At 38.7% G+C, this 24972-nt stretch carries 17 protein-coding genes and 2 tRNA genes; 14 read left to right on the top strand and 5 right to left on the bottom strand.

The window, feature by feature from the left end:
• Window positions 1-39: 39 nt before the first annotated feature.
• On the top strand, window positions 40-2334 hold the full coding sequence (locus BW976_RS00275) for a TonB-dependent receptor plug domain-containing protein (RefSeq protein WP_139332144.1): 2295 nt from the start codon (window positions 40-42) through the stop codon (window positions 2332-2334).
• Between the two features lie 4 nt (window positions 2335-2338).
• Window positions 2339-3175: a DUF4249 family protein gene (locus BW976_RS00270; RefSeq protein WP_076369256.1), complete on the top strand. Its 837-nt coding sequence runs from the start codon at window positions 2339-2341 to the stop codon at window positions 3173-3175.
• A 183-nt stretch (window positions 3176-3358) separates the two neighbouring features.
• Here BW976_RS00270 and BW976_RS00265 read toward each other — a convergent pair whose 3' ends face one another.
• On the bottom strand, window positions 3359-4318 hold the full coding sequence (locus BW976_RS00265) for a fasciclin domain-containing protein (RefSeq protein WP_076369254.1): 960 nt from the start codon (window positions 4316-4318) through the stop codon (window positions 3359-3361).
• Between the two features lie 492 nt (window positions 4319-4810).
• On the opposite strand from BW976_RS00265, the gene BW976_RS00260 reads away from it, so the two are divergent.
• The gene (locus BW976_RS00260; RefSeq protein WP_076369252.1) at window positions 4811-5956 is read left to right on the top strand and encodes a recombinase zinc beta ribbon domain-containing protein; all 1146 of its coding nucleotides are present in this window, start codon (window positions 4811-4813) and stop codon (window positions 5954-5956) included.
• Window positions 5957-6089: 133 nt separating this feature from the next.
• Here BW976_RS00260 and BW976_RS00255 read toward each other — a convergent pair.
• Together BW976_RS00255 and hscB are read right to left on the bottom strand one after the other, a co-directional pair.
• Window positions 6090-6169: transfer RNA gene (locus BW976_RS00255), tRNA-Leu, on the bottom strand.
• Window positions 6170-6194: 25 nt separating this feature from the next.
• Window positions 6195-6719 (bottom strand): Fe-S protein assembly co-chaperone HscB, encoded by a 525-nt coding sequence (gene hscB, locus BW976_RS00250; RefSeq protein ID WP_076369250.1) that lies wholly within the window; start codon window positions 6717-6719, stop codon window positions 6195-6197.
• Window positions 6720-6925: 206 nt separating this feature from the next.
• On the opposite strand from hscB, the gene kdsA reads away from it, so the two are divergent.
• From kdsA to BW976_RS00195, 11 genes are all read left to right on the top strand, one after another.
• Complete coding sequence (kdsA, locus tag BW976_RS00245) at window positions 6926-7702, top strand: 3-deoxy-8-phosphooctulonate synthase (protein WP_084191981.1); 777 nt, start codon at window positions 6926-6928, stop codon at window positions 7700-7702.
• Between the two features lie 90 nt (window positions 7703-7792).
• Complete coding sequence (locus BW976_RS00240) at window positions 7793-8728, top strand: KpsF/GutQ family sugar-phosphate isomerase (protein WP_076369248.1); 936 nt, start codon at window positions 7793-7795, stop codon at window positions 8726-8728.
• A 57-nt stretch (window positions 8729-8785) separates the two neighbouring features.
• Window positions 8786-10123 (top strand): nucleotide sugar dehydrogenase, encoded by a 1338-nt coding sequence (locus BW976_RS00235; RefSeq protein WP_076369246.1) that lies wholly within the window; start codon window positions 8786-8788, stop codon window positions 10121-10123.
• 218 nt (window positions 10124-10341) lie between these two features.
• Window positions 10342-11745 carry an undecaprenyl-phosphate glucose phosphotransferase gene (locus BW976_RS00230; protein ID WP_076369244.1) on the top strand — a complete coding sequence of 468 codons (1404 nt, stop codon included), beginning with the start codon at window positions 10342-10344 and terminating at the stop codon, window positions 11743-11745.
• A gap of 1 nt (window position 11746) precedes the next feature.
• Window positions 11747-12535, top strand: a complete 789-nt coding sequence (locus BW976_RS00225; RefSeq protein WP_076369242.1) for an ABC transporter substrate-binding protein — start codon at window positions 11747-11749, stop codon at window positions 12533-12535.
• Window positions 12536-12629: 94 nt separating this feature from the next.
• Window positions 12630-12711: transfer RNA gene (locus BW976_RS00220), tRNA-Leu, on the top strand.
• A gap of 95 nt (window positions 12712-12806) precedes the next feature.
• Window positions 12807-14651: a CocE/NonD family hydrolase gene (locus tag BW976_RS00215; protein WP_076369240.1), complete on the top strand. Its 1845-nt coding sequence runs from the start codon at window positions 12807-12809 to the stop codon at window positions 14649-14651.
• 136 nt (window positions 14652-14787) lie between these two features.
• Window positions 14788-15348 carry an elongation factor P gene (gene efp / locus BW976_RS00210; RefSeq protein WP_076369238.1) on the top strand — a complete coding sequence of 187 codons (561 nt, stop codon included), beginning with the start codon at window positions 14788-14790 and terminating at the stop codon, window positions 15346-15348.
• 217 nt (window positions 15349-15565) lie between these two features.
• Window positions 15566-17584: a M13 family metallopeptidase gene (locus BW976_RS00205; RefSeq protein ID WP_076369236.1), complete on the top strand. Its 2019-nt coding sequence runs from the start codon at window positions 15566-15568 to the stop codon at window positions 17582-17584.
• Between the two features lie 310 nt (window positions 17585-17894).
• Entirely contained in the window at window positions 17895-18257 is a 363-nt protein-coding gene (locus BW976_RS00200) for a BlaI/MecI/CopY family transcriptional regulator (protein ID WP_076369234.1), read from the top strand.
• 11 nt (window positions 18258-18268) lie between these two features.
• Entirely contained in the window at window positions 18269-20059 is a 1791-nt protein-coding gene (locus tag BW976_RS00195) for a M56 family metallopeptidase (protein WP_076369232.1), read from the top strand.
• A 142-nt stretch (window positions 20060-20201) separates the two neighbouring features.
• Here the strand turns inward: BW976_RS00195 and BW976_RS00190 are convergent, their stop codons facing one another.
• Together BW976_RS00190 and moeB are read right to left on the bottom strand one after the other, a co-directional pair.
• Entirely contained in the window at window positions 20202-23600 is a 3399-nt protein-coding gene (locus BW976_RS00190; protein WP_076369230.1) for a DEAD/DEAH box helicase, read from the bottom strand.
• Between the two features lie 280 nt (window positions 23601-23880).
• Window positions 23881-24936 (bottom strand): HesA/MoeB/ThiF family protein, encoded by a 1056-nt coding sequence (gene moeB, locus BW976_RS00185; protein ID WP_076369228.1) that lies wholly within the window; start codon window positions 24934-24936, stop codon window positions 23881-23883.
• Window positions 24937-24972 lie beyond the last annotated feature (36 nt).

Below are 24972 nucleotides of genomic sequence, written 5' to 3'. Positions count from 1 at the left end.
TTCAATGGGGCTCAAATTTATGAAGTTTTAAATTTCATATTGAAAGACAGCCCTCTTGAGTACCACCTTACCTCAAACGTTATTGTTATTGCTGCAAAAAAAAAGATTCTTTTCGTAATAGGAGGCTTTATTAAAGATGCAGAAACTGGTGAGTATATTATCGGCGGTTCTATCTTTAACTCCTCAAAACACCTTACTTCCTCAAATAATTACGGCTATTTTGCTTTGGAGTTACCTGGTGGAAATGATACCCTACATATTTCTCATTTAGGATATAAAAAGAAGGAAATTGTTTTCAATGTCAGGCAGTCGATGGCTGTTAATATCTTATTGGAGAAACAAACAGATACTTTAAAAGAAGTAAAGGTAGCAGCGAAAAATAATGATCTGTTTGTGAATCCTGTTGCCGGTAGCTCGTTAAATCAGGATATTATTTGGAGCCATTTATCAGAAGGAGGCGAACCTGATCTAATCAAATCTGTTCAGTTATTGAATGGTATCCAAACCATAGCCGAAGGCAGCAGCAGTTTATTTGTAAGAGGGGGCGATAAAGATCAAAATTTAATTCTTCTGGATGAAGCGCCTGTTTATAATCCTGCGCATTTATTTGGCTTGGTTTCTATATTTAATCCGGATGCAATTAACCAGGTACAAATTTATCAAAATGAAATTCCAGCAAATTTCGGGGGGCGTTTATCATCCGTTATTGATAACGTAATGCAAAACGGAGATAATAAAACTTTCCATGTTAAAGGAGGTTTAAGTATGTTGTCTGCAAGGCTCGCAGTAGAAGGTCCACTTGTATCCGATAAAGGTTCATACCTTTTTACTTTTAGAAAAGGCTTTACTAATTTATTAAAAGCGTTTGCCCCGTTTCCTTATAACGCAAATTATTCTGATTTTAACCTTAAGCTAAATTATCAACTTAATACCAATAATAAAATATATCTATCAGGATATTATGGGTTTGATAAACTTCGGGCTTTTGATAATTATGATAATTCCTGGGGAAATAAAATTGCCACATTTAGGTGGAACCATTTATTTAATAGCCGGCTATTTTTAAATCTGTCCGTTTTATATAGTAATTATTCTAACCAGCTCAACATTGATGCGGATCAGTCTGATGCAAAATCTCAATGGATCACAGGGATTATTGACAAAAGCATAAAAGCAGATTTTACTTATTATGTGCATAACAGTGAACAGATTAAGTTCGGCATTAACTTAATTAATCACAAATTTATACCCGGAGAATCCCCATCAAGGTTTAATGATACCATACCGGTAAATATACCGAGGCATAAAGCAATAGAAATGGCGGCTTACTTTAATCATCGCCTCAATATATTATCAGATTTGCAGTTAACTTATGGATTGCGAATGAGCTATTTTTACAATAAAACACTATTACCTAATGGACCCGATATTGTTGATTTTTATATGAATTCGGGATATTCAGATTTATTGACAGAACCGGGTAAGAATTTTTTAAGATTTGAACCACGATTGTGTTTACAATACAATTTCAATAAAAATAATGCCATGAAAATGGTATATAATCGTAATTACCAGTACTTACAATTGGTACAGGGCGAAGAATTAGCCTTTTCTTCATTAGAGTCATGGATACCGGCAAGTTCCACAATAGCGCCTCAAATGGCTGATTTTTATTCCATCGGTTACTCCCTGAATAGCAAAGACATCATTTTTACTACAACCGCCTATCTGAAGAAGCTATATAACCAGGTGGAATTGAATGATCATGCTCAAATTATTTTAAATCCTTTTATTGAAAGTCAACTGCAATTTGGCAAATCTACTGCCAGTGGAATAGAATTTAGTTTAACAAAATCATGGAAGAATATAACCGGGAACCTCGGCTATACCTATTCTGTGGTTAATAAGCAGATAGCAGGTATTAATGAAAACAATACATTTAAAGCGAATTATAACATACCGCATAATTTAAGATTTTCGGTTGATTACCAGCCAGTTTCCAGAATATCCATAAATGCTTTTTTTACTTATAAATCAGGACGGCCAGTTACGCTTCCCGTTGGTTACTACATTGAGAACGGGCAAAGGATTCCTATTTTTGAAGATCGAAATACTTCTCACCTTCCAGATGACAAAAGACTTGATTTAACGATAGAACTGAAGCCCCGCACAAGGACAGATCATAAAAAAAGATGGAAAAGTACCTGGCTTTTTTCTGTTTACAATGTGTTAAATCAAAGAAATATAATTTTTTATGCCATTGATCATCCAACAACCGTCAATAATCTAAGTTCAGGTATTGTGCCAAGTGTTACCTACAATTTTAAATTTTGATAAAATGAAAAAACTTAGCGTCTTATTAATTTCATGTATTTTGATTACCGCTTGTAAAAATAGTTATGTATCACCAATAAAATTCAATAACCACGGCAGTACTTATGATCTGGCCGTAGAAGGTGGAATAACCACATTTCAAACAAGTCAGCAAATTAGATTATCAAAGCCTGGATTATTACCCGATGGGAAAACCTCACCGGTCAGCAATGCATTAGTAAGTGTAAATGACGGAACAGACGAAATTCCGTTTAAGGAAACTCAGACCCCAGGATTATATGCAGGTACTATAATTAACAATACCAATTACGACGGAGTTTATACATTACACATCACCTATAATAAAGAGGAGTATACGGCGGCTGATATTTTAAGTGTGGTAACTCCTTCTATCCAATTAAATAATCTGCCTTTTTCGGCCCGGGCTATTTCTGCAGATCAGGTTCAGCTGAAAATACCTAAACATTTATTTGGCGCTCCAACGGCGGCAAGATGGATAGTTATATATGACAAGAGCTCTATAATCAACTTGCTTAACAGTTTCACCGTACCATATATTTATACTCATCAGCTTGGAGCACCCAATTCTTTATACTCATCGACACAGGAATTTAGAGAGCCCATTTTAAGTCTTCGCGACTCCATCACAGTTTATAAGTTTTCGTTGTCTGAAAGTTATAGTCAATACCTTTATACATTGTTCCAGGAAACGGATTGGAAAAATATTTTTTCAACTAATCCGAGTGGTATTTACGGTAATATCAGTGGTACCGGTCAGGGGTATTTTTATTGTACAGATTACGAGATGAAAAAATTCGCTGTTAAAGATTTAATTAAGTAATGCTATAAAAATTGACACCAAAATTTGCTATAAACTGATCGCTAACGGTTTTATAATATTTTAATTAATCCGTTTGGAAGAGATAGAGAAATATAGTTTGTACCTCATATCACTTATTGGAAAAGTTGAAAAAATGGGGCCTCATTAATCAAGTAACTTGGCCCCGGTATATAGGGGTATTAATTAGGGGAGCAGCATTTTGTCAATCACATGAACTATTCCATTTTTAGCTGTATTATCTGTTTTACTTAACAATATATAATCGGTGTTCGATTTACCTTTTATTTTTAATCCGCCGGTTGCGTTAAGTGTTATAGTACCAGAAGCTAACGTTTGTACTTCAGTTTTGTCCTTGAAATCGGATGAAAAAAGCCTCCGATTAACCAAATGGTATTTTATCAGGTTTGACAGCTTTACAGGATCAGCAGCCTTTATAGCATTGATAGTTGGATACCCTGCATCAATGAATGCCTGATTAGAAGGTGCAAAAATTGTATACGGACCTTTATCAGACAGTACGGTAGATAAGTTTGCTCTTTTAACAGCTTCATCTAAATAGGTCAAATTGGGGGTATTCTTAATTAATGCCACTATATCAATGGCAGGAACGGTTAATATTGTATTAATAACCTGAATTGTTCCGTTAGTTGCCTTCTTACTAAGTTTTACTGTTGGTATCCCGTTAACGGAGATTTTATCATCATCTGTTTTTGTTACATATAGCTTTTCGCTGCTTTGTGTAACGAATTCGGTATTCGTGGCAATGGGAATTGAATTTACAGGAAGAATATGGTATTGCAGAATGGAAGACAAAAGACCTTTGTTGGCAGCATTTACTGCGGACTCATCTTTGTAACCTGCAGCTTTGAAAGCTGCATTTGTGGGCGCGAATACAGTGAATGTTCCTTTGCCTTTTAAGGTAGTGGCTAAATCTGCCTTGATTAATGCAGCTCCAAGCAAACTAAAATTAGGGTCGGCTGAAATTGTTTCAGAAATAGAAAAGGTTTTAGCTGGCGGCGGTACCGGTGGTGGATTGTTCTTTTTGTTTGTGCTACATGCTGTAACAATAAAACAAATTGAGCCAATTAGCCCTAAAGTACACCTGTTTAAATTTTTTACTGAATAGTTTTTTCTTATTTTCATTTTAATTGCTTTTGTATGGGAGACGGCTCAAGGCTTAATAAGTCCTAAAAGAATTGGAAAATATTTTTAAATTATACTTATCAATGCAGTCTATTATTTATTTGATCATTATGATTAGCATGCATGAATTAAAATAAACATAAGTAATTCAAAGGAAGCGGACATGAGTAATAACAGATAGAAAGAGATTAGCATAAATCCCACGACATACAAGATTGTTTCATTAATTTGTTTTATCATTTTATAAATTCATCAATTGTTGAGATTAATTAGTATGATTTTATGAAGGGTAGGCCCTCGGAATTTTTAGTTCAATCTTTGAAATTCAATTCGATACGATCACATTCTTTTTGGTCATCCTTCTTTTTAAATAATGCTGTAGCAGGTAAAGACATATTAAAATCATACTTCATTTTATTCTATGACGGTCTGACATCTAAAAGTCCTATAGAAAGAGATGGAATATTTTGAATTAATTAAAAAGCCCTTTAGGTGAAGATTTTATGCAATAGTTCGTCGAATTTTAATAGTAGAGGGTTTATAAATCAAATTACTAATCTTTCAGTATATTTCTGGAAGCTTATACACAATCCTGTGTATTGTGGGCTTATTGTATTGCCATCGAAAGACCAGCAACCTCAGCTGATCAAAGCGGTGCATGAGCCATTGATCTCAGAATCTCTGTTTAATGAAGTTCAAGCTATTATAACTACTAAAAGGAAAATTACCTGTAGGTCGGATAAACTAAGTAAGGCTTTTATCTTGAAAGGATTTTTAACTTGTCCGGATTGTGGGCGAAAGCTTCGCGCAAGTTATTCGAAAGGAAGGACAAAAAGATATCCTTACTACCATTGTTCAGGGAGTTGTAAAATGAGAATAAATGCAGATCTTTTAAATAACAATTATAATGACAGATTACAGGAATTGCGATTATCTACCAGTGTTATAGAGTTGGTTGGCCTTATATTGGAAGATATAAATGTAAGTGCACAAAAGAACAGATATTTGAATAATCGGAAACTGTTGGTAAATCAGCTTGAAGAGCAGCAATTGGTATTATCAAAAGCACGAAAATTGTTTGTGATAGATAAGCTGAAGTTTGATGATTTTAAAGAGTTGAAAATAGAATGCCAAGCAATTTGCGATGGCCTTGGAATGGAATTGACCAGCAATGGTATAAAGCTAAAACTACTTGATCAACAGTTGAAAGCGGCATGTAGAGATTTCACTGACATTTTTCTCAACTACTTAGACTTTGATATCGTTGATATGAAAAAGATTGTCAGTCTGATTCCACCAATCAGTGTTAATATTGAAACCGCTACGCTTTCGGTGAGCATAAACAATGCTTTGTCAAAAATTCTATTATACAAAAAGTTGTTTGGGAGATCTGAAATAATCGATTCACATGATCGATCAATATATTTCAATGATCGCAAGGTTTCAATTAAGCGAGCGATCACAATAATGGCTAAAAACAATATTCAGATCAATGAAGGTGAAGGCGCGATCATATTGGATTTCTTATATCTTATGGCAAAGAATTACAATTTCAACAGTACAAAAATACCCGAATCCTTAAGTGGATATCGAACCAATGAAAAACGAAGTAAAAACTACTCTAAACTTGCTTTTTAGACCATTCTTAAAAAGAGTCTATCAATCTAATTCGTAAAAATAGAACCATGAATAATTAGGCTGCAATATCTTGATTAATAGAAGGTTATTGGCATAAAAAAAGGAAACAACCATTATAGGTTGTTTCCTTAAGTACCCAGCGCCGGAGTCGAACCGGCACGGTTTCCCACAGGTGTTTGAGACCAGCGCGTCTACCAATTCCGCCAGCTGGGCATACTCTGCTTGTGAGTGGTATTCCTTACAAGCGGGCTGCAAATGTATCTAAACTCTCTTTAATTCGCAACAGATATTTTTGTCTAAAGTAAATTTCTGCTATTTCATTACGCCGGCTTTCCTGGGCTGTATGGTCTAAATGCTCATAATCGGCCGTAAGCCTAGTAAGTTTGTCACTAATATCACCCTCAATAGCAAGTACTTCCGTTGTAACCACAGCCAATTGTTCTGTATCCTCAACTTCCATCAGGCGTTCATTAATATCCATCATTTCCATTAAAAAATCTGCCGGAAGTTGTGGTTTTGCCCCTTCAGATACCAGGTCATGCAGCTTTAAAATATATTCCATACGACGCACCGGATCCGAAAGTATCTGGTAAGCCTTATTATTTAGTGTCGATAATTCCAGTATTTCCTGCTGTTTGGCCTCATCTTCGCCGGCATAAAAATCTGGATGATATTGCTTACTTAGCGCGTAGAATTTCTTTTTCAATAAAGTCGCGTCAATATCAAAAGATTCAGAGATACCGTAAAATTCAAAATAATTCATAGCACGAATTTCACGAATAAAAACTAATTAGCACGAATAGATGTGCATTAATTACACCAATATTATTGAACTGTATAAAACTCTTATCTGTTAGTAGAAACTAGTTCTAGTTAGTTTTTATTCGTGAAATTCGTGCCTAATATTTCCTATTCGTTGTAATTGGTGCTTATCATTATCTTTGCCTCTTATACCATAAATACCACATCATGTTGTTTGAAAAAATGCGGCAAAAGCCGTTCTTTATATTAGGACCCTGTGTAATGGAAAACCAGGAGCTCTTATATCAGGTAGCCGAAAAAGTAGCCGAAGCAGGTGAACGTTATCAAGTTCCAGTAATATTTAAATCGTCATTTGATAAGGCCAACCGTACGTCTATCCATTCCTACCGTGGCCCGGGCATTGAAAAAGGTATGGAAATGCTGCAAAACGTAAAAGATCGTTTCGGTTTGCCGGTAACTACCGATATTCATGAACCAGGCCAGGCCGCTATAGCCGCCCAGGTGGTTGATATATTACAAATTCCAGCTTTTTTATGCCGCCAGACCGATCTGCTGGTTGCAGCAGCCCAAACGGGTAAAATAGTAAACGTAAAAAAGGCCCAGTTTTTGTCAGGACACGACATGTTCTATCCGGCACAAAAGGTTATAGAGGCAGGAAATGATCAGGTGATATTAACCGAACGTGGTAATATGTACGGATACAATAACCTGGCTGTTGATTTCAGGAACATTTATGATATGAAAGCTTTTGGACACCCCGTTTGTATGGATTGTACTCATTCGGTGCAACGTCCGGGTGGTGCAGGAGGCAAAACCGGCGGTGACCGTACTTTTGTGCCTATGATGGCGCTGGCAGCCAAAGCCTTTGGTGCCGACGGTTATTTTATGGAGATACATCCCGATCCGGATAATGCACTAAGCGACGGCCCTAATATGGTTAAGCTTCATGATCTGGATAAGGTAATGGCGCCGCTATTGTCCTGATGATTGGGTTATACGTATTACGTTTTACGTATTACGTGGATTTATTGAATTATAAACTTAAAACGTAGCACGTAAAACGTTCAACGTAAAATGAAAGATATTGCCAAAAGGGTTTTTGATATTGAGATTGAGTCGTTACAACATGTGGCCGGCTTAATTGATGATGAATTTACCAAAGTGGTTCAGATTATACTAAATACTACCGGTAAGCTAGTGGTGATCGGGATAGGTAAATCCGGACTGATTGGTAAAAAAATAGCCGCCACGCTGGCCAGCACTGGTACACCCAGCTTTTTCCTGCACCCGGGCGAAGCTTTTCATGGCGATCTGGGTATGGTTAGTTCCAATGATATTGTAATGTTGATATCCTATTCTGGAGAAACAGATGAAGTTCTCCGGATCATCCCATTTTTAACCTGGAATAAGAACCAGGTCATTGGCGTTACGGGTAATCCAAATTCAACAGTGGCCAAGAATAGCCACCATCATCTGAACATAAAAATTTCAAGAGAGGCTTGTCCGCTTGAGTTGGCGCCTACTTCGTCAACCACAGCTGCACTGGTTATGGGCGATGCCCTGGCCATAGCGCTGATGGAGTCGCGCGGTTTTCAGCAACATGATTTTGCCCGATTCCATCCCGGCGGAAGCCTGGGGCGTAAATTATTGGTTAAGGTAAAGGACCTGATGCGTACGGATAAGCTGCCTTTTATAAATGAGAGTGCTTCCTTTATGGAGTTATTACTCAGTATGTCTGCAGGTAGATTGGGGATGGTGATGGTAGGGGATGCTGCCTATATTAAAGGAATCGTTACCGATGGCGATTTGCGTAGAGCATTATTACAACATCCGGATACTTCTACATTAACTGTAGCCGAAATCATGACCTCAAGCCCTATTATTATTGATGGGGAAGAATTTGTGAGCCGGGCCGAACAATTAATGATCGAAAAGAAGATCACCACCTTGCTGGTTGGCTCTGCTGCAAACAGAACTATTCAGGGTGTTTATCAGATCTATAATCAATAGAGTAGCTTAAGCACCATAAAAAATTAAATCTATATTTACGATCTACAGCTATAAAAAATGATTGATCAATCGTCAAATCAATTCTCCAAAAAGTTTGTACCACCAGCCAGTACTCACATCGCTATTATCGGATTAGGATATGTTGGTTTACCCTTAGCCGTAGAATTTGCCAAAAAATATCCTGTAAAAGGGTTTGATATTAAGCAAAGCCGTGTTGATGAGTTGAATAATGCCTTTGATCGTACCCTCGAAACCGATTCGGTTGTATTGTCATCAGTATTAACAACTAACGAAACGGGGGGGAAGGGGCTTATATTTACATCTTCTGTTGAGGACATTGCTTCATGTAACATTTATATCATCGCTGTACCTACACCCACAGATCAATACAATCGTCCGGATCTGAGCTTACTGGTTAAAGCCAGCAAAAGTGTTGGTAGTGTACTTAAAACTGGTGATGTAGTGATATACGAATCAACAGTATACCCCGGCGCTACGGAAGATGTTTGTATCCCGGTATTGGAGCAAACGTCTGGATTGAAATTTAATAACGACTTTTTTGCCGGATATTCACCGGAACGCATAAACCCTGGCGACAAAGTGCACACACTTACCAATATTTTAAAAGTAACCTCAGGCTCAACAACAGAGGCAGCCGATTTTATTGATGAGCTTTACCGTTCCATCATAACAGCCGGAACGCATAAAGCCCCCAGCATAAAAGTGGCTGAAGCCTGTAAGGTGATCGAGAATTCGCAGCGGGATATCAATATTGCCTTTGTCAATGAACTGGCCAAGATATTCAACATGATGAATATAGATACCCATGCTGTTTTAGAGGCTGCGGGTACCAAGTGGAATTTTCTGAATTTTAAACCTGGGTTGGTTGGCGGGCATTGTACCGGTGTTGATCCTTATTACCTGGCGCAAAAAGCGCAGGAGGTAGGTTATCACCCGGAGATCATACTGGCCGGACGTAGACTGAACGACGGCATGGGCTCTTACGTAGCGCTTGAAGTAATAAAACTGATGATAAAAAATGATATTTCAGTTAAATATTCTAATATATTAGTATTGGGTTTTACCTTTAAAGAAAATTGTCCCGATGTTCGCAATACCCGGGTTATTGATATTGTGAAAGTTTTGAGCAGCTTTGAAGCGCATTGCGAAATATATGATCCCTGGGCCGATCCGGTTGAGGTTAAACAGGAGTACGGTGTAGATACCATAAAGGATATCTATAAGCTGAGCGGAAATTATGATGCTATTGTTATTGCTGTTGGACACCAGGAGTTTCGTGAGTTGAATTATAGCAAACTCAAGAAAAACGATTTATCAGTTATATATGATATCAAAGGGATTTTAGAAAAAGATCTCGTAAACGGACGCTTATAATTATTGCTAGCTATATAAAAAATTGTTTATAGTATTGAAGCGTCCTTTATTTTTGGTTAATTGTTTTATATTTGGTTTTGTATGGATTTTCTTAATTTATAATTTTGAGGGTGGCAACTTTACAGTTTTACAACCCGTTTAACAATCAACCTGCAGGTTGCTTTATAAATAAATTATGCTAATTTTAGCCTGTATTTTCCTATAATAAGCTCTAATAAATGATTCACAGATACGCTACTTTTATTAAAGCAGTGAACCTTACCATTGATTATATTATACTTAATATAAGCATGGTGATTTCTTACTTCATCGAAGACAGATCATATATTTTTTGGATAAATAACAGGAGATATTTGCCTATTGTATTAGTGTTTAATTTAATTTGGTTGCTCTCTGCTAACATCACAGGTTTATATGAACATGTTTTAAATAAAGACTCCATAAAAACCTATCGTGGTGTAATTAAAACCTATCTTTTATTTGTAAGCTTTATTTGTTTTACCATCATTATATTGATAGGAACAAAGGCCTATTTTATAACCCGCGAATATTTGTTCTATTCGCTGGCATTGTTTGGCTTTTTGCTAGGGTTGTGGAAGTTAATTTTCCTCACTATACGTAAAAGTGATCGTGCTTCGCTGATTGATACAAGAGCTGTAATTATTATTGGTGGTGGCAGGATTGGGTCAGATCTGCATAGCTTTTTTAAACAAAACCCGGAACGCGGTTATAGCCTGGTTGGTTTTTTTGATGACCGGACCGAGCACATGATGGATAGACGTCTTTACTTAGGCGGGACCGAGGATTGTATCAGTTATGTGCTCAATAACAAGGTTGATGAAATATTTTGTACCCTTCCTAATTCAGAAGCCCAAACTATCGAAAAGCTGATGCTTGACGCAGATAAAAACCTCATCAGATTTAAATTCATACCCGAGTATTATGATTATGCCAAGAAACCAACCTTTATACAAAGCTTTGGGCATATCCCTGTAATATCAGTAAGGCCTGAACCTTTGGAAAACATGCTTAACCGGTCAATTAAACGATTGTTTGACGTAGCATTTTCTCTATTCATTATTTTGTTTGTTTTTAGCTGGTTGTTCCCCATACTGGCCATTTTGATCAAATTAGAATCAAGGGGGCCTATATTTTTTGTACAGGAACGCTCAGGGCGCGATAATAAGCCTTTTAAATGTTACAAATTCCGCAGTATGCGGGTAAATAAAGATTCTGATAAAAAACAGGCTACCCGTGGCGACTCGCGTATCACCAAAACCGGGGCATTTATTCGTAAAACAAGTATTGATGAATTGCCACAATTCTTTAACGTGCTTTTGGGTAATATGTCTGTAGTAGGGCCAAGACCGCACATGATCAGTCATACACAACAATATTCGCAATTGATAGATACTTTCATGGTAAGGCATTTTCTTAAACCGGGTATTACCGGCTGGGCTCAGATCAAAGGGCTAAGGGGTGAAACTCAGACTACTCAAGCCATGTTGGAGCGTGTTGAGGCTGATGTTTGGTACCTGGAAAACTGGTCGTTCTTGTTGGATCTGAAAGTTATCTTCCTGACTGTTTGGAATGTGGCGAAAGGCGAGAAAAACGCATTTTAACATGGCTGTTTTTCACGATCAGCTCAATCGTGTGGTCAGTTTATCGGCAACTCCCCAAAGGATTATTTCTATAGTACCTTCTCAAACCGAATTACTATTTTATTTAGGGCTCGATACCGAGGTTATTGGCATCACCAAGTTCTGTATTCATCCGGAGGATAAATTTAAAGCGCTAGCCAAAGTAGGAGGCACCAAGCAGTTAAATATCGATCAGATAAGGGCCTTAAAGCCAGATTTGATTATCGCCAATAAAGAAGAGAATGAGCGTAGCCAGGTAGAAGAACTCATGAACATTTGCCAGGTTTGGATTAGTGATATCCATGATCTCGATAGCGCCCTGGAGATGATCAGAACAGTAGGATTGTTGGTAAACCGTGAAACGGAAGCCCAAGCGCTGTACCGCGATATTATTAGCAGCTTCGCTCATCTGGCGTTACCTGCCATAAACCTAAGCATAGCTTATTTTATTTGGCGCAAACCTTATATGGTTGCCGGTTCCGGTACTTTTATTGACAACATGCTTCAAAGATGTGGATTGATAAACGCTATAGATAAAGACCGATACCCCGAGATAACCCCACAGGAAATAATAGCAATTAGCCCGGATTTGATCTTTTTATCATCAGAACCATACCCGTTTAAGCAAAAACATATAGACGAATTTAAGCTGATGTTACCCCATGCTAAAGTCATTCTGGTTGATGGCGAAATGTTTTCGTGGTATGGCAGCCGTTTATTATACGCTGCCGGTTACTTTAAGACTATCATGCAAGCCTTAACCTTAAATTAATAACAAAGAAATGAGGGAGATAGCTAAAAAACTAAAATTTTGTTTTAATATTTATCATTAAACACTATCTTTGCGACCTGTTAAAAATCCTAATGCGGAAGTGGCGTAATTGGTAGCCGCACCAGACTTAGGATCTGGCGCTTCACGGCGTGGGGGTTCGAGTCCCTTCTTCCGCACAACAGCATTTAAACCCGGTCGGTTCGACTGGGTTTTTTTGTTTTCCATATTATTCAAATTCAATATATTTACTTTCAAAGTTTCGATGTCTGATATGAAAAATATTTACCTGTTTATACTGATCCTTTTTCCAATTACAACAAACGCTCAAAATGCTGATTCAACATGGTTTGTAAATAATTATACTAAAAAAGAGGTAACCATACCGATGCGAGATGGTATTAAGCTTTTTACATCTGTTTATATACCAAAAGATCAATCAGAAAAACATCCCATATTGCTTACCCGAACTCCTTATTCTGTTGGGCCCTATGGGGCGTCTTATAGGCCGTATTGGCGTAGTTATATGATGCGCTATTGCCGTGAGGGCTATATTATGGTTAACCAGGATATTCGCGGTAAGTACATGAGTGAGGGTATATTTGAAGTTGTACGTCCTTTTAACCCCAATAAAAAAACAAATAAGGATATTGATGAGGCAAGCGACAGTTACGACACTATTGATTGGCTTGTAAAAAATATTGATAACAATAATGGCAACGTTGGTGCTATTGGTATATCGTTTCCCGGCTTTTATGCAACCATGATAGCGCTAAGCGGGCATCCGGCCTTAAAAGCGGTTAGTCCGCAGGCACCGGTTACCGATCGCTTTTTTGGTGATGACGACCATCACAATGGGGTCATGATGCTGATGGATGCTTTTGATTTTCATGTGGGTTATGGCTTTAGCGCACCAAGCAGTACACCGTCAACAAAAGGCACCAAAGGTGTTGATATTCATTATAATGATAATTACGATTATTATTTAAAGATGGGTGCAATGCCCAATTTTACCAAATTGAGTGGTGATACCATGAAATTTTGGAGTGATATGATGAACCACCCTAATCTGGATGCCTGGTGGAAGGCTCGTGATGCCCGCAGCGGAATAAAAAACGTTAAACCGGCTATGCTAATCACCGGTGGCCTCTTTGACGCCGAAGACGGTTATGGCGCCTGGCATACTTATGAGGCTTTGGTTAAACAAAGTCCGGCAACCAACAGCAAACTGATAATGGGCCCCTGGTACCACGGGCAATGGGCCAGTAAGGATGGTACCCATTTAGGCAATGTGCGCTTTGACAGCAACACCTCACTTTATTACCAGGATATGGAAGTTCCGTTCTTTAATTACTATTTAAAAGGGAAGGGGGCCGACACGTTAAGTAAGGTTAATATTTTTTTCACAGGTGAAAATAAATGGCATAAATTTTCACAATGGCCGCTGATCGATATTAAACAAACGCATATTTATCTGCAGGCAAATGGTAAACTGTCATTTGAAGCTACAAAAAGTGCAAAGCCTACGTTTGATAGCTATGTGAGCGATCCGGCTAAACCTGTCCCTTATGCCGAAAAAGTACATGCCTACCGCACCCGGGAGTATATGGATGATGATCAGCGGTATACTGCCCGACGTACGGATGTGCTGGTTTATGATACAGGGATATTAACAGATGATATAACATTGGCTGGCCCGCTGGTTGCCGACCTGATGGTGAGCTTATCAGGAACAGATGCGGATTTTGTAGTGAAGCTGATTGATGTTTTTCCGGAAGATACACCAGCCAACCCGGTCACTAAATACCCGATGGGCGGCTACCAGATGCTGGTACGTGCCGAAATTATGCGCGGCAAATTCCGTAATAGCTTTGAGAAACCCGAGCCATTTGTACCCGGCAAACCAACGCGAGTAAAATACACCCTGCCCGATGTTGCACACACCTTTAAAAAAGGGCATAAAATAATGGTACAGATACAAAGCACGTGGTTCCCGTTAACTGACAGAAACCCGCAGCAGTTTGTGGATATTAACCAGGCAAAAGATGCCGACTTTGTAAAAGAAACCATCCACGTTTATCATAACAGTTCAAAGATCATATTGCCTGTTATTAAATAAGGTAAGCTTTTTATAATAAGGGGAGGTGCTCCTAGTTTTGTATAAAATCTCTTAATATTGACGGCTCGAACTTTTATTTTAGTTGATTAGCTAAGATAATCTATCTTTGGGGCTTAAATTTTCTAATTATATTTTCATGGCAAAAGCATCCGAAATTAAAGTAGGTAATATACTACGTTTCAACGGCGAACTGGTAACCGTAACCGAAGTACTGCATCGTACACCAGGCAAAGGCGGAGCATTCTATCTGGATAAGTTTCGTAATATAAAAACAGGAAAAATTGTTGAAGCACGCTTAGCCACCGACGAGCAGGTTGAGATTTGCCGTGTAGAAACAAACGATTTTCAATACCTGTATGAAGATGGCGATACCATGGTGATCATGGATAATACCTCTTTTGAACAGCATAATATCCCGAAAGCGCTTTTCGGGCCCGCTGTGAAATTCCTGAAAGAAGGGATGAGTGTGATCGTTTCGTTTGAAAGCGAAGAACCGATTATGGCAGTAGCACCCAACTTTGTGGAGCTGGAAATTACCTACGCTGAACCTGCCGTTAAAGGTGATACCTCATCTGGCGCATTGAAATCAGCAACTACAGAAAACGGAATAGAAATTAAAGTACCTCTCTTTGTTAATCAGGGCGATAGAATAAAAGTTGATACCCGCACCGGCGAATACGTTGAGCGGGCTAAATAGGTAAACACCTATCAATTTATTATTAAAATATAAAAGCTTCTTAAGTAATTAAGGGGCTTTTTTATGTTCAGAGAGACTTTTTATTTAGAGCTTTTCGTCTTTCAAATGATCTGATTTTAGGAGGGGAGATACCTGTAATCGTATCAATAATATCTTCTCTTGGTCATTTTACTGTCGGGCAAAAAAATCAGTAACTTTAAAAAAAATCTAGCAGTTTATGAATAAAGTATTTTATCTGTGCGTTGCGTTAGTCGTTTTGAGCGCATGGAATTATCGGGATGATCACAAGAGGGGTTTTGTTGATGTAGCCGGAATTGACTCCCTGACAAAACCCGGCGATAATTTCTTTCGCTATGTTAACGGGCGCTGGTATGACACCGCAAAAATTGCCAGCGATCAATCGGGCGTAGGTTCATATAGTTTTATGAACATCCCCCAAAAGCAACTGTTGCAAAACATCCTGGACAGTGTTTCGAAAACCAGGAATAATATGGGAAGCGTTGAACAAAAGGTAGGTGATTTTTATGCCTCAGGTATGGATATGGCTACCATTAACCAACGTGGATACCAACCCATTAAGCCAATACTTGCACGTATTGATGCTATTAATAACATACCATCGCTGATCAAATTCGTAACAGCGGAATTAAAAAGAGGGAACCGCTCGGTTATTAGCTTTAGTATTTATCCCGACAATAAAAACAGCAGCATCAACATTGCCCATGTTTCTCAAACTGGTATTGGCTTGCCTGAAAGGGATTATTATTTTAAAACAGATTCATCTACACTCCTCATTCAGCAAGCCTATAAAAAATACATCCATACCTTATTTCAATTAACAGGTAGTGATGTTGCCTCAGCTACTAAGGATGCAGATGTTACTTACAGCATCGAAAAACAAAACGCAGCATCACATAAAACAAATATTGAACTAAGAGATGTAAACGCAAATTATCATAAAATAGCAGTTGCATCCATCAGTAAAACACAAACTAATATAGGCTGGGGATCATTGCTTGCCGACTTAGGCGCCACAACCGACTCTATTGATATGGCCCAACCTGCTTATTACGATAAGTTAAATGAACAACTGAAATCAATATCCATAAATGACTGGAAAATCTATTTAAAAGCAAGTACACTCGAAAACTATGCTGAAACGCTTAGTAAACCGTTTGTGGATGCCTCATTTGAGTTTAGTAAAGTATTATCGGGGCAAGCCAAGCAAAAATCCCGCAGGCAGATCATGACCGAAAATGTTGACGGCTACTTAGGGCAGGCTTTAGGGCAATTGTATGTAAAACGATATTTTAATGAGGATGCAAAAAAACGTGTGCTTGCATTAGTAAACAATTTGCAAAAATCTTTCGAAAACAGGATCAATCATTTGGATTGGATGAGTGATAGCACCAAACAAAAAGCAAAAGAAAAACTATACGCTATTACCAAAAAATTAGGTTACCCTGATAAATGGCGGAATTACGATAAGGTGCAGATTAATAGAACCAAATACTTTGAAAATATCCTTTCGCTTAACCAAAACGATTATAATTTTGAATTGGCAAAATTGAACAAGCCGGTTGATAAAACAGAATGGGGTACAACACCATCTACGGTTACGGCTTACTATAATCCATCTTTTAATGAAGTTGTTTTCCCCGCCGGTATTTTACAATTCCCTTATTTTGATTTTTCGGCAGATGATGCCATCAATTATGGAGGCATAGGGATGGTGATTGGTCATGAGATGACGCATGCCTTTGATGATCAGGGTGCACAATTTGATAAGGACGGTAACGTAAAAAACTGGTGGACAAAGGAAGATTATCAAAAGTTTCGGGAGAAAACAAAACAGTTAGCCGATTTATACGGCTCATTTACCGTTTTAGATACTGTTCATATAAAGGGAGCCCTGACATTGGGTGAAAACACCGCCGATAATGGTGGCATTGCTATTGCCTATGATGCATTTAAGATGACGGAACAGGGAAAAGGTTCTGTTAAAATTGATGGTTTTACCCCAGATCAGCGCTTCTTCCTATCTATTGCCAGGATATGGAGGGTGAAAACAAGAGATGCATTTCTTCGCACTTACGTAAACACTAATCCGCACTCACCGGCCATGTGGCGTGTAAATGGCCCCTTAATGAATTTTGCCCCCTTTTATAAGGCATTTAATGTACAGCCTGATGATAAAAATTACAAACCAGAAAACCAAAGAGTAAAGATTTGGTAATAAGCAAAACCCCAAATTGACTTTATTTACGATAAACAACAAAACCTGATAATAGTCGGGTTTTGTTGTTTTGTACGGAAGAAGGGATTCGAATCTCCATTTTTCAACTAATCTGATAAAATAAACAAAGGCATCAGCAAATCCAACAAATCTTGCCGGGACTGGGACCTTGATGATGTTTCTAATTTCTATTGATCAAGAAATAAAACTACCAAACTCTGACACTTTCGTCAAAAGTGATCCTAAATATATTTTTATAAAAACTACAATTGTAGTTGTGTAATTACAATAATAGTTTTATACTTGTATTATGAAACGACTAAGCGAAAAAGAAGAAGCCATAATGCAGTCGGTTTGGAAGTTAAAAAAGGCCTTTGTTAAGGAAGTGCGCGATGGCCTGCCTGACCCCAAACCTCACATTAACACAGTAGCAACCATGATGCGCCGATTGGCCGATAAGGGTTTTTTAAAATTTGAAGACTTCGGAAGTACGTACCGTTATGCGGCAATAATATCTAAGATGGAATACACCAGGAAGTTTGTAAGGCCGCTTTTAGCTGGGCTATTTGGTAATTCCATGAAAAACGTAGTATCGTTTTTTGCCGAGGAGGATGAAGTATCCTTAGATGAGCTAAAAGAGATCATTAAAATGATAGAGGATAAGAACAAATAAATTTCAGTGGTATGGAATCATTAGTTATGTATCTTTTAAAGGCCAATGTGGTGATGTCCATATTGTTCCTGTTTTATGTATTGTTGCTCAGAAACGATAAGTCATTTAAGCAGAATAGGTTTTACTTACTATTCAGTTTAGTACTATCGCTGTTTTTGCCTCTTTTGCCAGAGCTGAGTTCTCCGCATTTTGAGCCGATACAGCGGCAGATAACAACAGCCAACCCGTTAAACGGCCTGTACACAACTATTGGTAATTCACAAATGATTACTAATCACGTTAACAATGCTTACGTTGTCGTTAACCAGGGTTTTACACGTCCTTCACTAATACAAATTTTAACCGGTGTTTATTTATTAATTAGTACTGTTTTGCTGGTTAGATCGATCATAAAAGTGCTCAAAATCAGTATCCTGATCAAAAACACCGATAAACAATTTATAGATGGCATTTATTATTGCGCTTTTGATGGAACGGCACCATTTTCATTCTTCAATTACCTGGTCATTAACAAAGAACTTTTTACCGATAGTGAACTCCGGCAAATCATTGTGCATGAAAATGTGCATATACGGCAATCGCATAGTATAGATATATTATTTGTTGAACTGGTGCATGCTATACTATGGATCAACCCACTATTGCTATACTTAAAACGCTGCATCAAGCTCAACCACGAATACATTGCTGATCACGAAGTGATCAGCAGCGGCGTTGATAAAAAAAACTATCAGCTTAGTGTTTTGTACAACTCACTTAAAGTCAGTCAGGTATACCAATTAACCAATCTATATAGTTCTTCAAAAATTAAACTCCGTATTAAAATGATGAATTTAAAAAAATCACCTAACCCAAATGCGTACAAATATGCGTTTGTGCTGCTACTGGTTGCGGCCAGTTATCTCCTTATCAATCCGTTAAGTGCAAGTGGATTACATAAAAACGCGATCGAAACAACGCAGAATTTTAAAAAATTTGAAGGTTATTACGCGATGAAAGGCAGAAAAGGGGCCTTAATACAAATTATTGCTACCAACAAGAGCGTTATTTTAAAACAACTATGGGATAACAGGAAAATTGACTTTACAGCTACCGGCCCATTGACGTTTTCAACAAAAGAAAACGCATCATTTACCCTCCAGTTTACCAACGACAATGCAGGCCGCATCACCCAGATTTTGGCCTTCGGGAAAGACGTTTGGGTTAAAAATGATAACTACCATCTCCCTGTCGAAGTAAAATTAATTGCACAAGACCTTAAAAAATTTGAGGGTTATTACGAGCTTAAAGGTCAAAAAGGAACCTTTATACAAATCTCCTCTACCAGCAATGGCTTAGTTTTAAAGCAATTATGGGATAATGAGCAAATTGATTTTGCAGCCAAAAGTTCGTTAGATTTTTTTGCAAAAACGAATCCCGGCTTTACCCTCCAGTTTACCAGCGATAATGCTGGCGGCATTACCCAGGTTTTGGCCTTTGGAAAAGATGTTTGGGTTAGAAATAATGATGGCTACCATGCCCCTGTTGAAGTAAAATTAACTGCACAGGAGTTAAAAAAATTCGAGGGCAAGTATGAGTTCACAGAAAAAGAAGGAACTTTTATAGAAATCACTTCTACCGGCAATGGATTAGTTTTAAATCAATTATGGGACAACAAACAAATTGGTTTTGCTGCCGCTAGCCCATTAGACTTTTTTGCAAAAACAGCGCCTGGCTTTACTCTCCAGTTTACCGGTAATAATTCCGGCGGTATTACCCAGGTTTTGGCTTTTGGAAAAGATGTTTGGAAGAAAGTTAATTAACTTCAGTAGCGCTTACCTGAAAATGAAATGGCTTTTAGATAGATTTCTAAGAGCCTTTTTTCTTGCTTAAAACCTCTTGAAAATTTAAAAGATGTTATCATCTAAGGCATTATATAATGTATCTATAACTCCGCGAAGCAACCTAATCCGATAAAACATGTAAAGGCGTCAGTAAATCCAACAGATCCTGTCGGGATAGGGCTTTGAGAATGTTGGTGTCTGTTTTAACCAAATCATGAACCAGGTCTTTTTTGTTTTCCTGTACCTGCATGATCTTTTCTTCTACTGTACCGGGGCAAATGAGTCTTATGGCTACCACTCTTTTGTTTTGCCCTATGCGGTGAGCACGGTCAATAGCCTGGTTCTCGACTGCCGGGTTCCACCAGGGATCGATGAGGTAGATATAATCGGCTTCGGTAAGGTTAAGTCCGGTACCACCGGCTTTCAAACTGATGAGGAATACGCGGCAGTTATGATCTTGCTGAAAGGATTGTACTACAGCTTCACGGTTACGGGTTTTGCCGGTTAGCTGAACAAAGGGTATCTTCCGGTTATGCAGTTCCTTACTCACCAAATCAAGCATGCCGGTAAACTGCGAAAATACCAGTATTTTATGTTCGGGAGACTTACTTTCAATCTGTTCAATCAGCGTATCAATCTTAGCCGACTCTTTACCTGGCAGCCGGTCGCCGGTCAATAAAACAGGAGAATCGCAGATTTGACGAAGTTTGGTAAGGCCTTTCAATACGTTCATCGGGCTTTTTTTAAGCTCTTCATTGTTGATGGCTGATATATATTCCCTGAATTCCTTTTCGTAAGCATCATAAATCCGTTTTTGCTCGGCACCCATTTCACAATGCAGTATCATTTCCGTTTTTTCCGGAAGATCCCTGGCTACCTGCTCCTTGGTTCTTCGCAGAATAAAGGGTTTTATCTTTTTCTGTAATTCGGCGGCACGGATGCTGCTTTTAAATTGATCGATTGGGGTAGAGTAAATGTCCTTAAAATATTGCTTCCCGCCCAGCAGACCAGGGCAGGCAAAGGAAAGCTGACCATAAAGATCAAAGGTGTTATTTTCGATAGGGGTGCCGGTCACCACCAGTTTATTTCGTGATTTTAATAAACGAGCGGCCTTATACCTTTGGGAGGATGGGTTCTTGATGTTCTGAGACTCATCGAGAATGACGTAGTTAAAATGGTAATCTTTCAGGAAACGAACATCAGAAAACATGTTACCGTAGCTGGTCAAAACAACTTCGTACCGGTCAAAATCATGGATCTCCTTTACACGGTCGGCTCCGTAAAGTGTATGTAAATGGATAGAAGGCGCGAATTTTTGTATTTCCTGCTGCCAATTAAAAATGAGGGAAGTAGGCACAACAATCAGGTTAGTATTCTGACTAACTTTTTTACGCTGCGACAGGATAAAGGCAATCACTTGTATCGATTTTCCCAACCCCATGTCGTCGGCCAGGCAACCGCCAAAATTAAACTCATCCAGGAAATTGAGCCAGTTTAATCCCTGATGTTGGTATGGGCGAAGGGTACCCAGCAGTTCGGCTGGCACATCAACGGGTATGATTGTTTCAAAGTTTGAAAACTTTTCCCGGTAGATTCGCAAATCCTGTTTAACTTCTTCTGCTAATACTTCGGCATCATAAAGCTCTTCAATAGCCGTGAAATTTATTTTAGGTGTATGTAAAGTATCATCGCTTACAACCTCACCGGCATTGAAATAACTTTCAAATTTGGTTATCCATTCGGTGGGGAGGATACCCATGGTGCCGTCATCAAGCTGTACAAACTTACTTTTGTTGCGGATAGCCTTATGCAAAGCTTTTAAACTCGCTTTTTTCTGGCCGTACTTTGCCTGTATAATGGTATTGAACCAGTTCATGCCGCTCAGCACTTTAATGTCGATACTGATTTTGTAAGGACTAAGCCGGTTACCTTCAATCTCATTAAAACCCAATATGGTGATGAGCTGATTACGCCATTGCTCAAATACATTCAGGAACCAACCTTCATTCAGGAAATGTTTCTTGTGCAGGTAAAAATAGTGTAGGTCATCATCAGCCTGCTCTTCAAAATAAGGATGTTGCCCGATGAGGCTGGCTATAAAGGCCTTTTCTGCGGGTTCATTACGCTGTACCAGAAACTCTTTCCCTTTAGCATCGGTAGCATAGATATTTTTTTTAGTACGAACCTGTATTTCGGCTTCCCCGTACCGCATTACCGGAATCAGCATGACATGGCTCCCAAAATCTGATAAGTAGATGATCTTTTCAGCTTCCTGGTTAAAGCCCAATTGTTCCAACTGTTTTGGTGTGGCGGGTTGGATATGCTGATATTTTACATCAATAGTATCCTCCAGTTTACCCAGCCATTGGCTTTTGATCAAAGGGTATTTGGATTGATGAACGAGGAGATTGCCCGGCCTTTGCTTCAGGAAACTCATCACATTTAAAGCTTGTAGATTGTCGGCCAGGTATAAGGTATCATCGTTCAGCAGAAAATAGCTGAACATGATACGCTGATCCTTTAGGGTATGGTGTTCGCCATTTATATTGATATCAAGCGACAACTCAAAAAAAGACCCGTCGGGTTTTACACGTAATTGCACCCCTTGAGGAAGTTGAGCTACTTTAACCGGTAGAAGTGAAGAAGCGCTTATCTTTTCTCCCTTTTCTGTATCCTGATAATAAAAAGGGTAGCCCATTGGATTTTTGACAATGGCCCGCAAGGCTGCCAGATCTGTTTCTGTCCTTTTTCCGGTAAGGTTATTTTGGAATTTGCTGATGCCGGTGTAAAATTTCAGTTCCTCATGATCGGTAGTTTTCCAGACCAGATCCATAGGCTCCAGGCGGTTTAGCGGGTTTTTCAATTTCCCTTCTTTGGTCAGGGCCGAAGCGAAAAGTTCTATATGCAGATACTTGTAATATTTATGCTCACGGATCACCACAAAGTATGTTTGTTCATTATCGGTCGGAGAGGAAACTGGTGTTTGTTCCGGCCCCGAAGATATCATCGTGCGCAGGGTATTTAGGCTTTCTTTGGTTACCGGAAAAAGATCTGGGGAATGCGGACTGATGATCAGCTTATTAAACAACAGTTCGATCCGGAAAAACTGATCGGGATTAGGCTCATTTTCCAAACCATAAGGTATAGCTGCGTTTTTTAGTTTTTGATGACGAATCCGCGTATTAAAGAATACGGCAAATTCTTCCTTTTTTAGAATGGTTTGCAGCACTATAGCCTCATGTTCGCATAATTTCCCGGGTTTGCTGGTACAGGAACAGGTGAGCAGCAATTGTTCGGCATCCTGTGATACCGTAACAGTAGGGAAGGCGTCATTTTTAGGGTGATGGAATACACCTTCGTTAACAGCTAAATTGGTAGGTACAAGATATCGACCAGCATCTTCGTCGGTATAGAAACCAGCCGGATTATGCTGGGCAATATCCCTGCTGGTTATTGATTCCAGGGTGACACCTCTGAAAATAAAATGATGGTTGCCATCCTGTGTTTCTGTACTGCTCAATGCTTTGCTCCGGTATAAATAACGACAGCGAATTTAGGATAAATGAGCGGTTTTCAGATGTACGAATGTGCAAATAGGCAAATGTGTAAATGACACTAAGGGAAGTGGCAAAACTTATTTAATGACATGGAATACTTTGCGCTAAGTGGGTTTACATTAATTAGCTTATATAATGACAAAAAAATATTTAATTATTTGATTATAAGGTAATTAATTAAATTTTAACCATGAAATGTGTAAACCATGTAAACCCACTTTTGTAACAAAATGGCCCGCCTGTTCAGAGATTATGCTTAATCCCATTCTTCAAGCTGTATTTTTCATTTTTTAAATGCGATTCTGTCCATTGCAGGGCTATTTTACTTCTTTGACCGGTTTGGCAAATGAATACCAGTTTTTTATCAACAGGTATGATATCTACAGATTCCTGCAATTCATATAGGGGAATATTTAGCCCGCCTATATTGTAATCATCAAACTCATAGGTTTCCCGCACATCAATGATACATATCTCATCAGGTGTTTCTCCCAGCCAATTGCTTAAAGTTTCCATGCTGATTTCACGATCGGGAGATGCTGCCAGATTCGCAGCGACCGGTGCTGAAATTGCCTGCCTTTGTTTAGTTATTTTATAAACATTCATGCTATTGTCCAGCGCGTTCATGCTGAATAGTTTACCGGATAGGGTTTCGCCTATATCGCAGATGATCTTGATAGCTTCATTAGCCATATAGGTACCGATGATACCCGGCAGAACGCCAATAACGCCCGTTTCGTCACAATTGGGTACTTCATTTTCAGGAGGGGGCTCCGGAAATACATCCCGATAGTTTGGCCCATCCTGGTAATTGAATACCGATACTTGACCTTCAAACTTAAAAATGGAGCCAAATACCAATGGCTTATTTAAAGCCACGCAGGTATCATTAACCAGGTAGCGTGTGGTGAAGTTATCAGAGCCATCGATGATTAGATCATATAGGTTAATGAGCCTTGCCGCATTTTCAGTGTTTAATCTTTCCTCGTAAGCGGTTAGTTCTACAAAAGGGTTTAACCATTCCAGCTTTTGTTTAGCTGTTTCGGCTTTGGGTTTTCCAACATCGGCAATGGAGTACAGGATTTGCCGGTGCAGATTGCTGATATCTATCACATCAGCATCAACTATACCTACATGGCCAACACCGGCAGCCACTAAGTATTGTAAAACGGGGCAACCCAAACCACCGGCGCCTATCATCAATACCCGGGCGACTTTTAATTTTTCCTGCCCAGCCAGTCCTAATTCGGGTAATATGATCTGGCGGTTATATAGTTTTAGTTCTTCACGTTCTAACATTTTTTAATTTTGAATGCCTTCCTCAGGGCAGGGTGA

This window comes from Mucilaginibacter lappiensis, from assembly GCF_900155965.1.
GTDB lineage: Bacteria > Bacteroidota > Bacteroidia > Sphingobacteriales > Sphingobacteriaceae > Mucilaginibacter > Mucilaginibacter lappiensis.
Note: the sequence above shows the minus strand (reverse complement) of the source record. Positions and strands in the feature narration are given on the sequence as shown.

Coding starts and splice junctions, on each gene's coding strand:
- BW976_RS00270 (WP_076369256.1), top strand. CDS start 2,339: ATGAAAAAACTTAGCGTCTTATTAATTTCATGTATTTTGATTACCGCT.
- BW976_RS00265 (WP_076369254.1), bottom strand. CDS start 4,318: ATGAAAATAAGAAAAAACTATTCAGTAAAAAATTTAAACAGGTGTACT.
- hscB (WP_076369250.1), bottom strand. CDS start 6,719: ATGAATTATTTTGAATTTTACGGTATCTCTGAATCTTTTGATATTGAC.
- kdsA (WP_084191981.1), top strand. CDS start 6,926: ATGTTGTTTGAAAAAATGCGGCAAAAGCCGTTCTTTATATTAGGACCC.
- BW976_RS00240 (WP_076369248.1), top strand. CDS start 7,793: ATGAAAGATATTGCCAAAAGGGTTTTTGATATTGAGATTGAGTCGTTA.
- BW976_RS00235 (WP_076369246.1), top strand. CDS start 8,786: ATGATTGATCAATCGTCAAATCAATTCTCCAAAAAGTTTGTACCACCA.
- BW976_RS00230 (WP_076369244.1), top strand. CDS start 10,342: ATGATTCACAGATACGCTACTTTTATTAAAGCAGTGAACCTTACCATT.
- BW976_RS00225 (WP_076369242.1), top strand. CDS start 11,747: ATGGCTGTTTTTCACGATCAGCTCAATCGTGTGGTCAGTTTATCGGCA.
- BW976_RS00215 (WP_076369240.1), top strand. CDS start 12,807: ATGAAAAATATTTACCTGTTTATACTGATCCTTTTTCCAATTACAACA.
- efp (WP_076369238.1), top strand. CDS start 14,788: ATGGCAAAAGCATCCGAAATTAAAGTAGGTAATATACTACGTTTCAAC.
- BW976_RS00205 (WP_076369236.1), top strand. CDS start 15,566: ATGAATAAAGTATTTTATCTGTGCGTTGCGTTAGTCGTTTTGAGCGCA.
- BW976_RS00200 (WP_076369234.1), top strand. CDS start 17,895: ATGAAACGACTAAGCGAAAAAGAAGAAGCCATAATGCAGTCGGTTTGG.
- BW976_RS00195 (WP_076369232.1), top strand. CDS start 18,269: ATGGAATCATTAGTTATGTATCTTTTAAAGGCCAATGTGGTGATGTCC.
- moeB (WP_076369228.1), bottom strand. CDS start 24,936: ATGTTAGAACGTGAAGAACTAAAACTATATAACCGCCAGATCATATTA.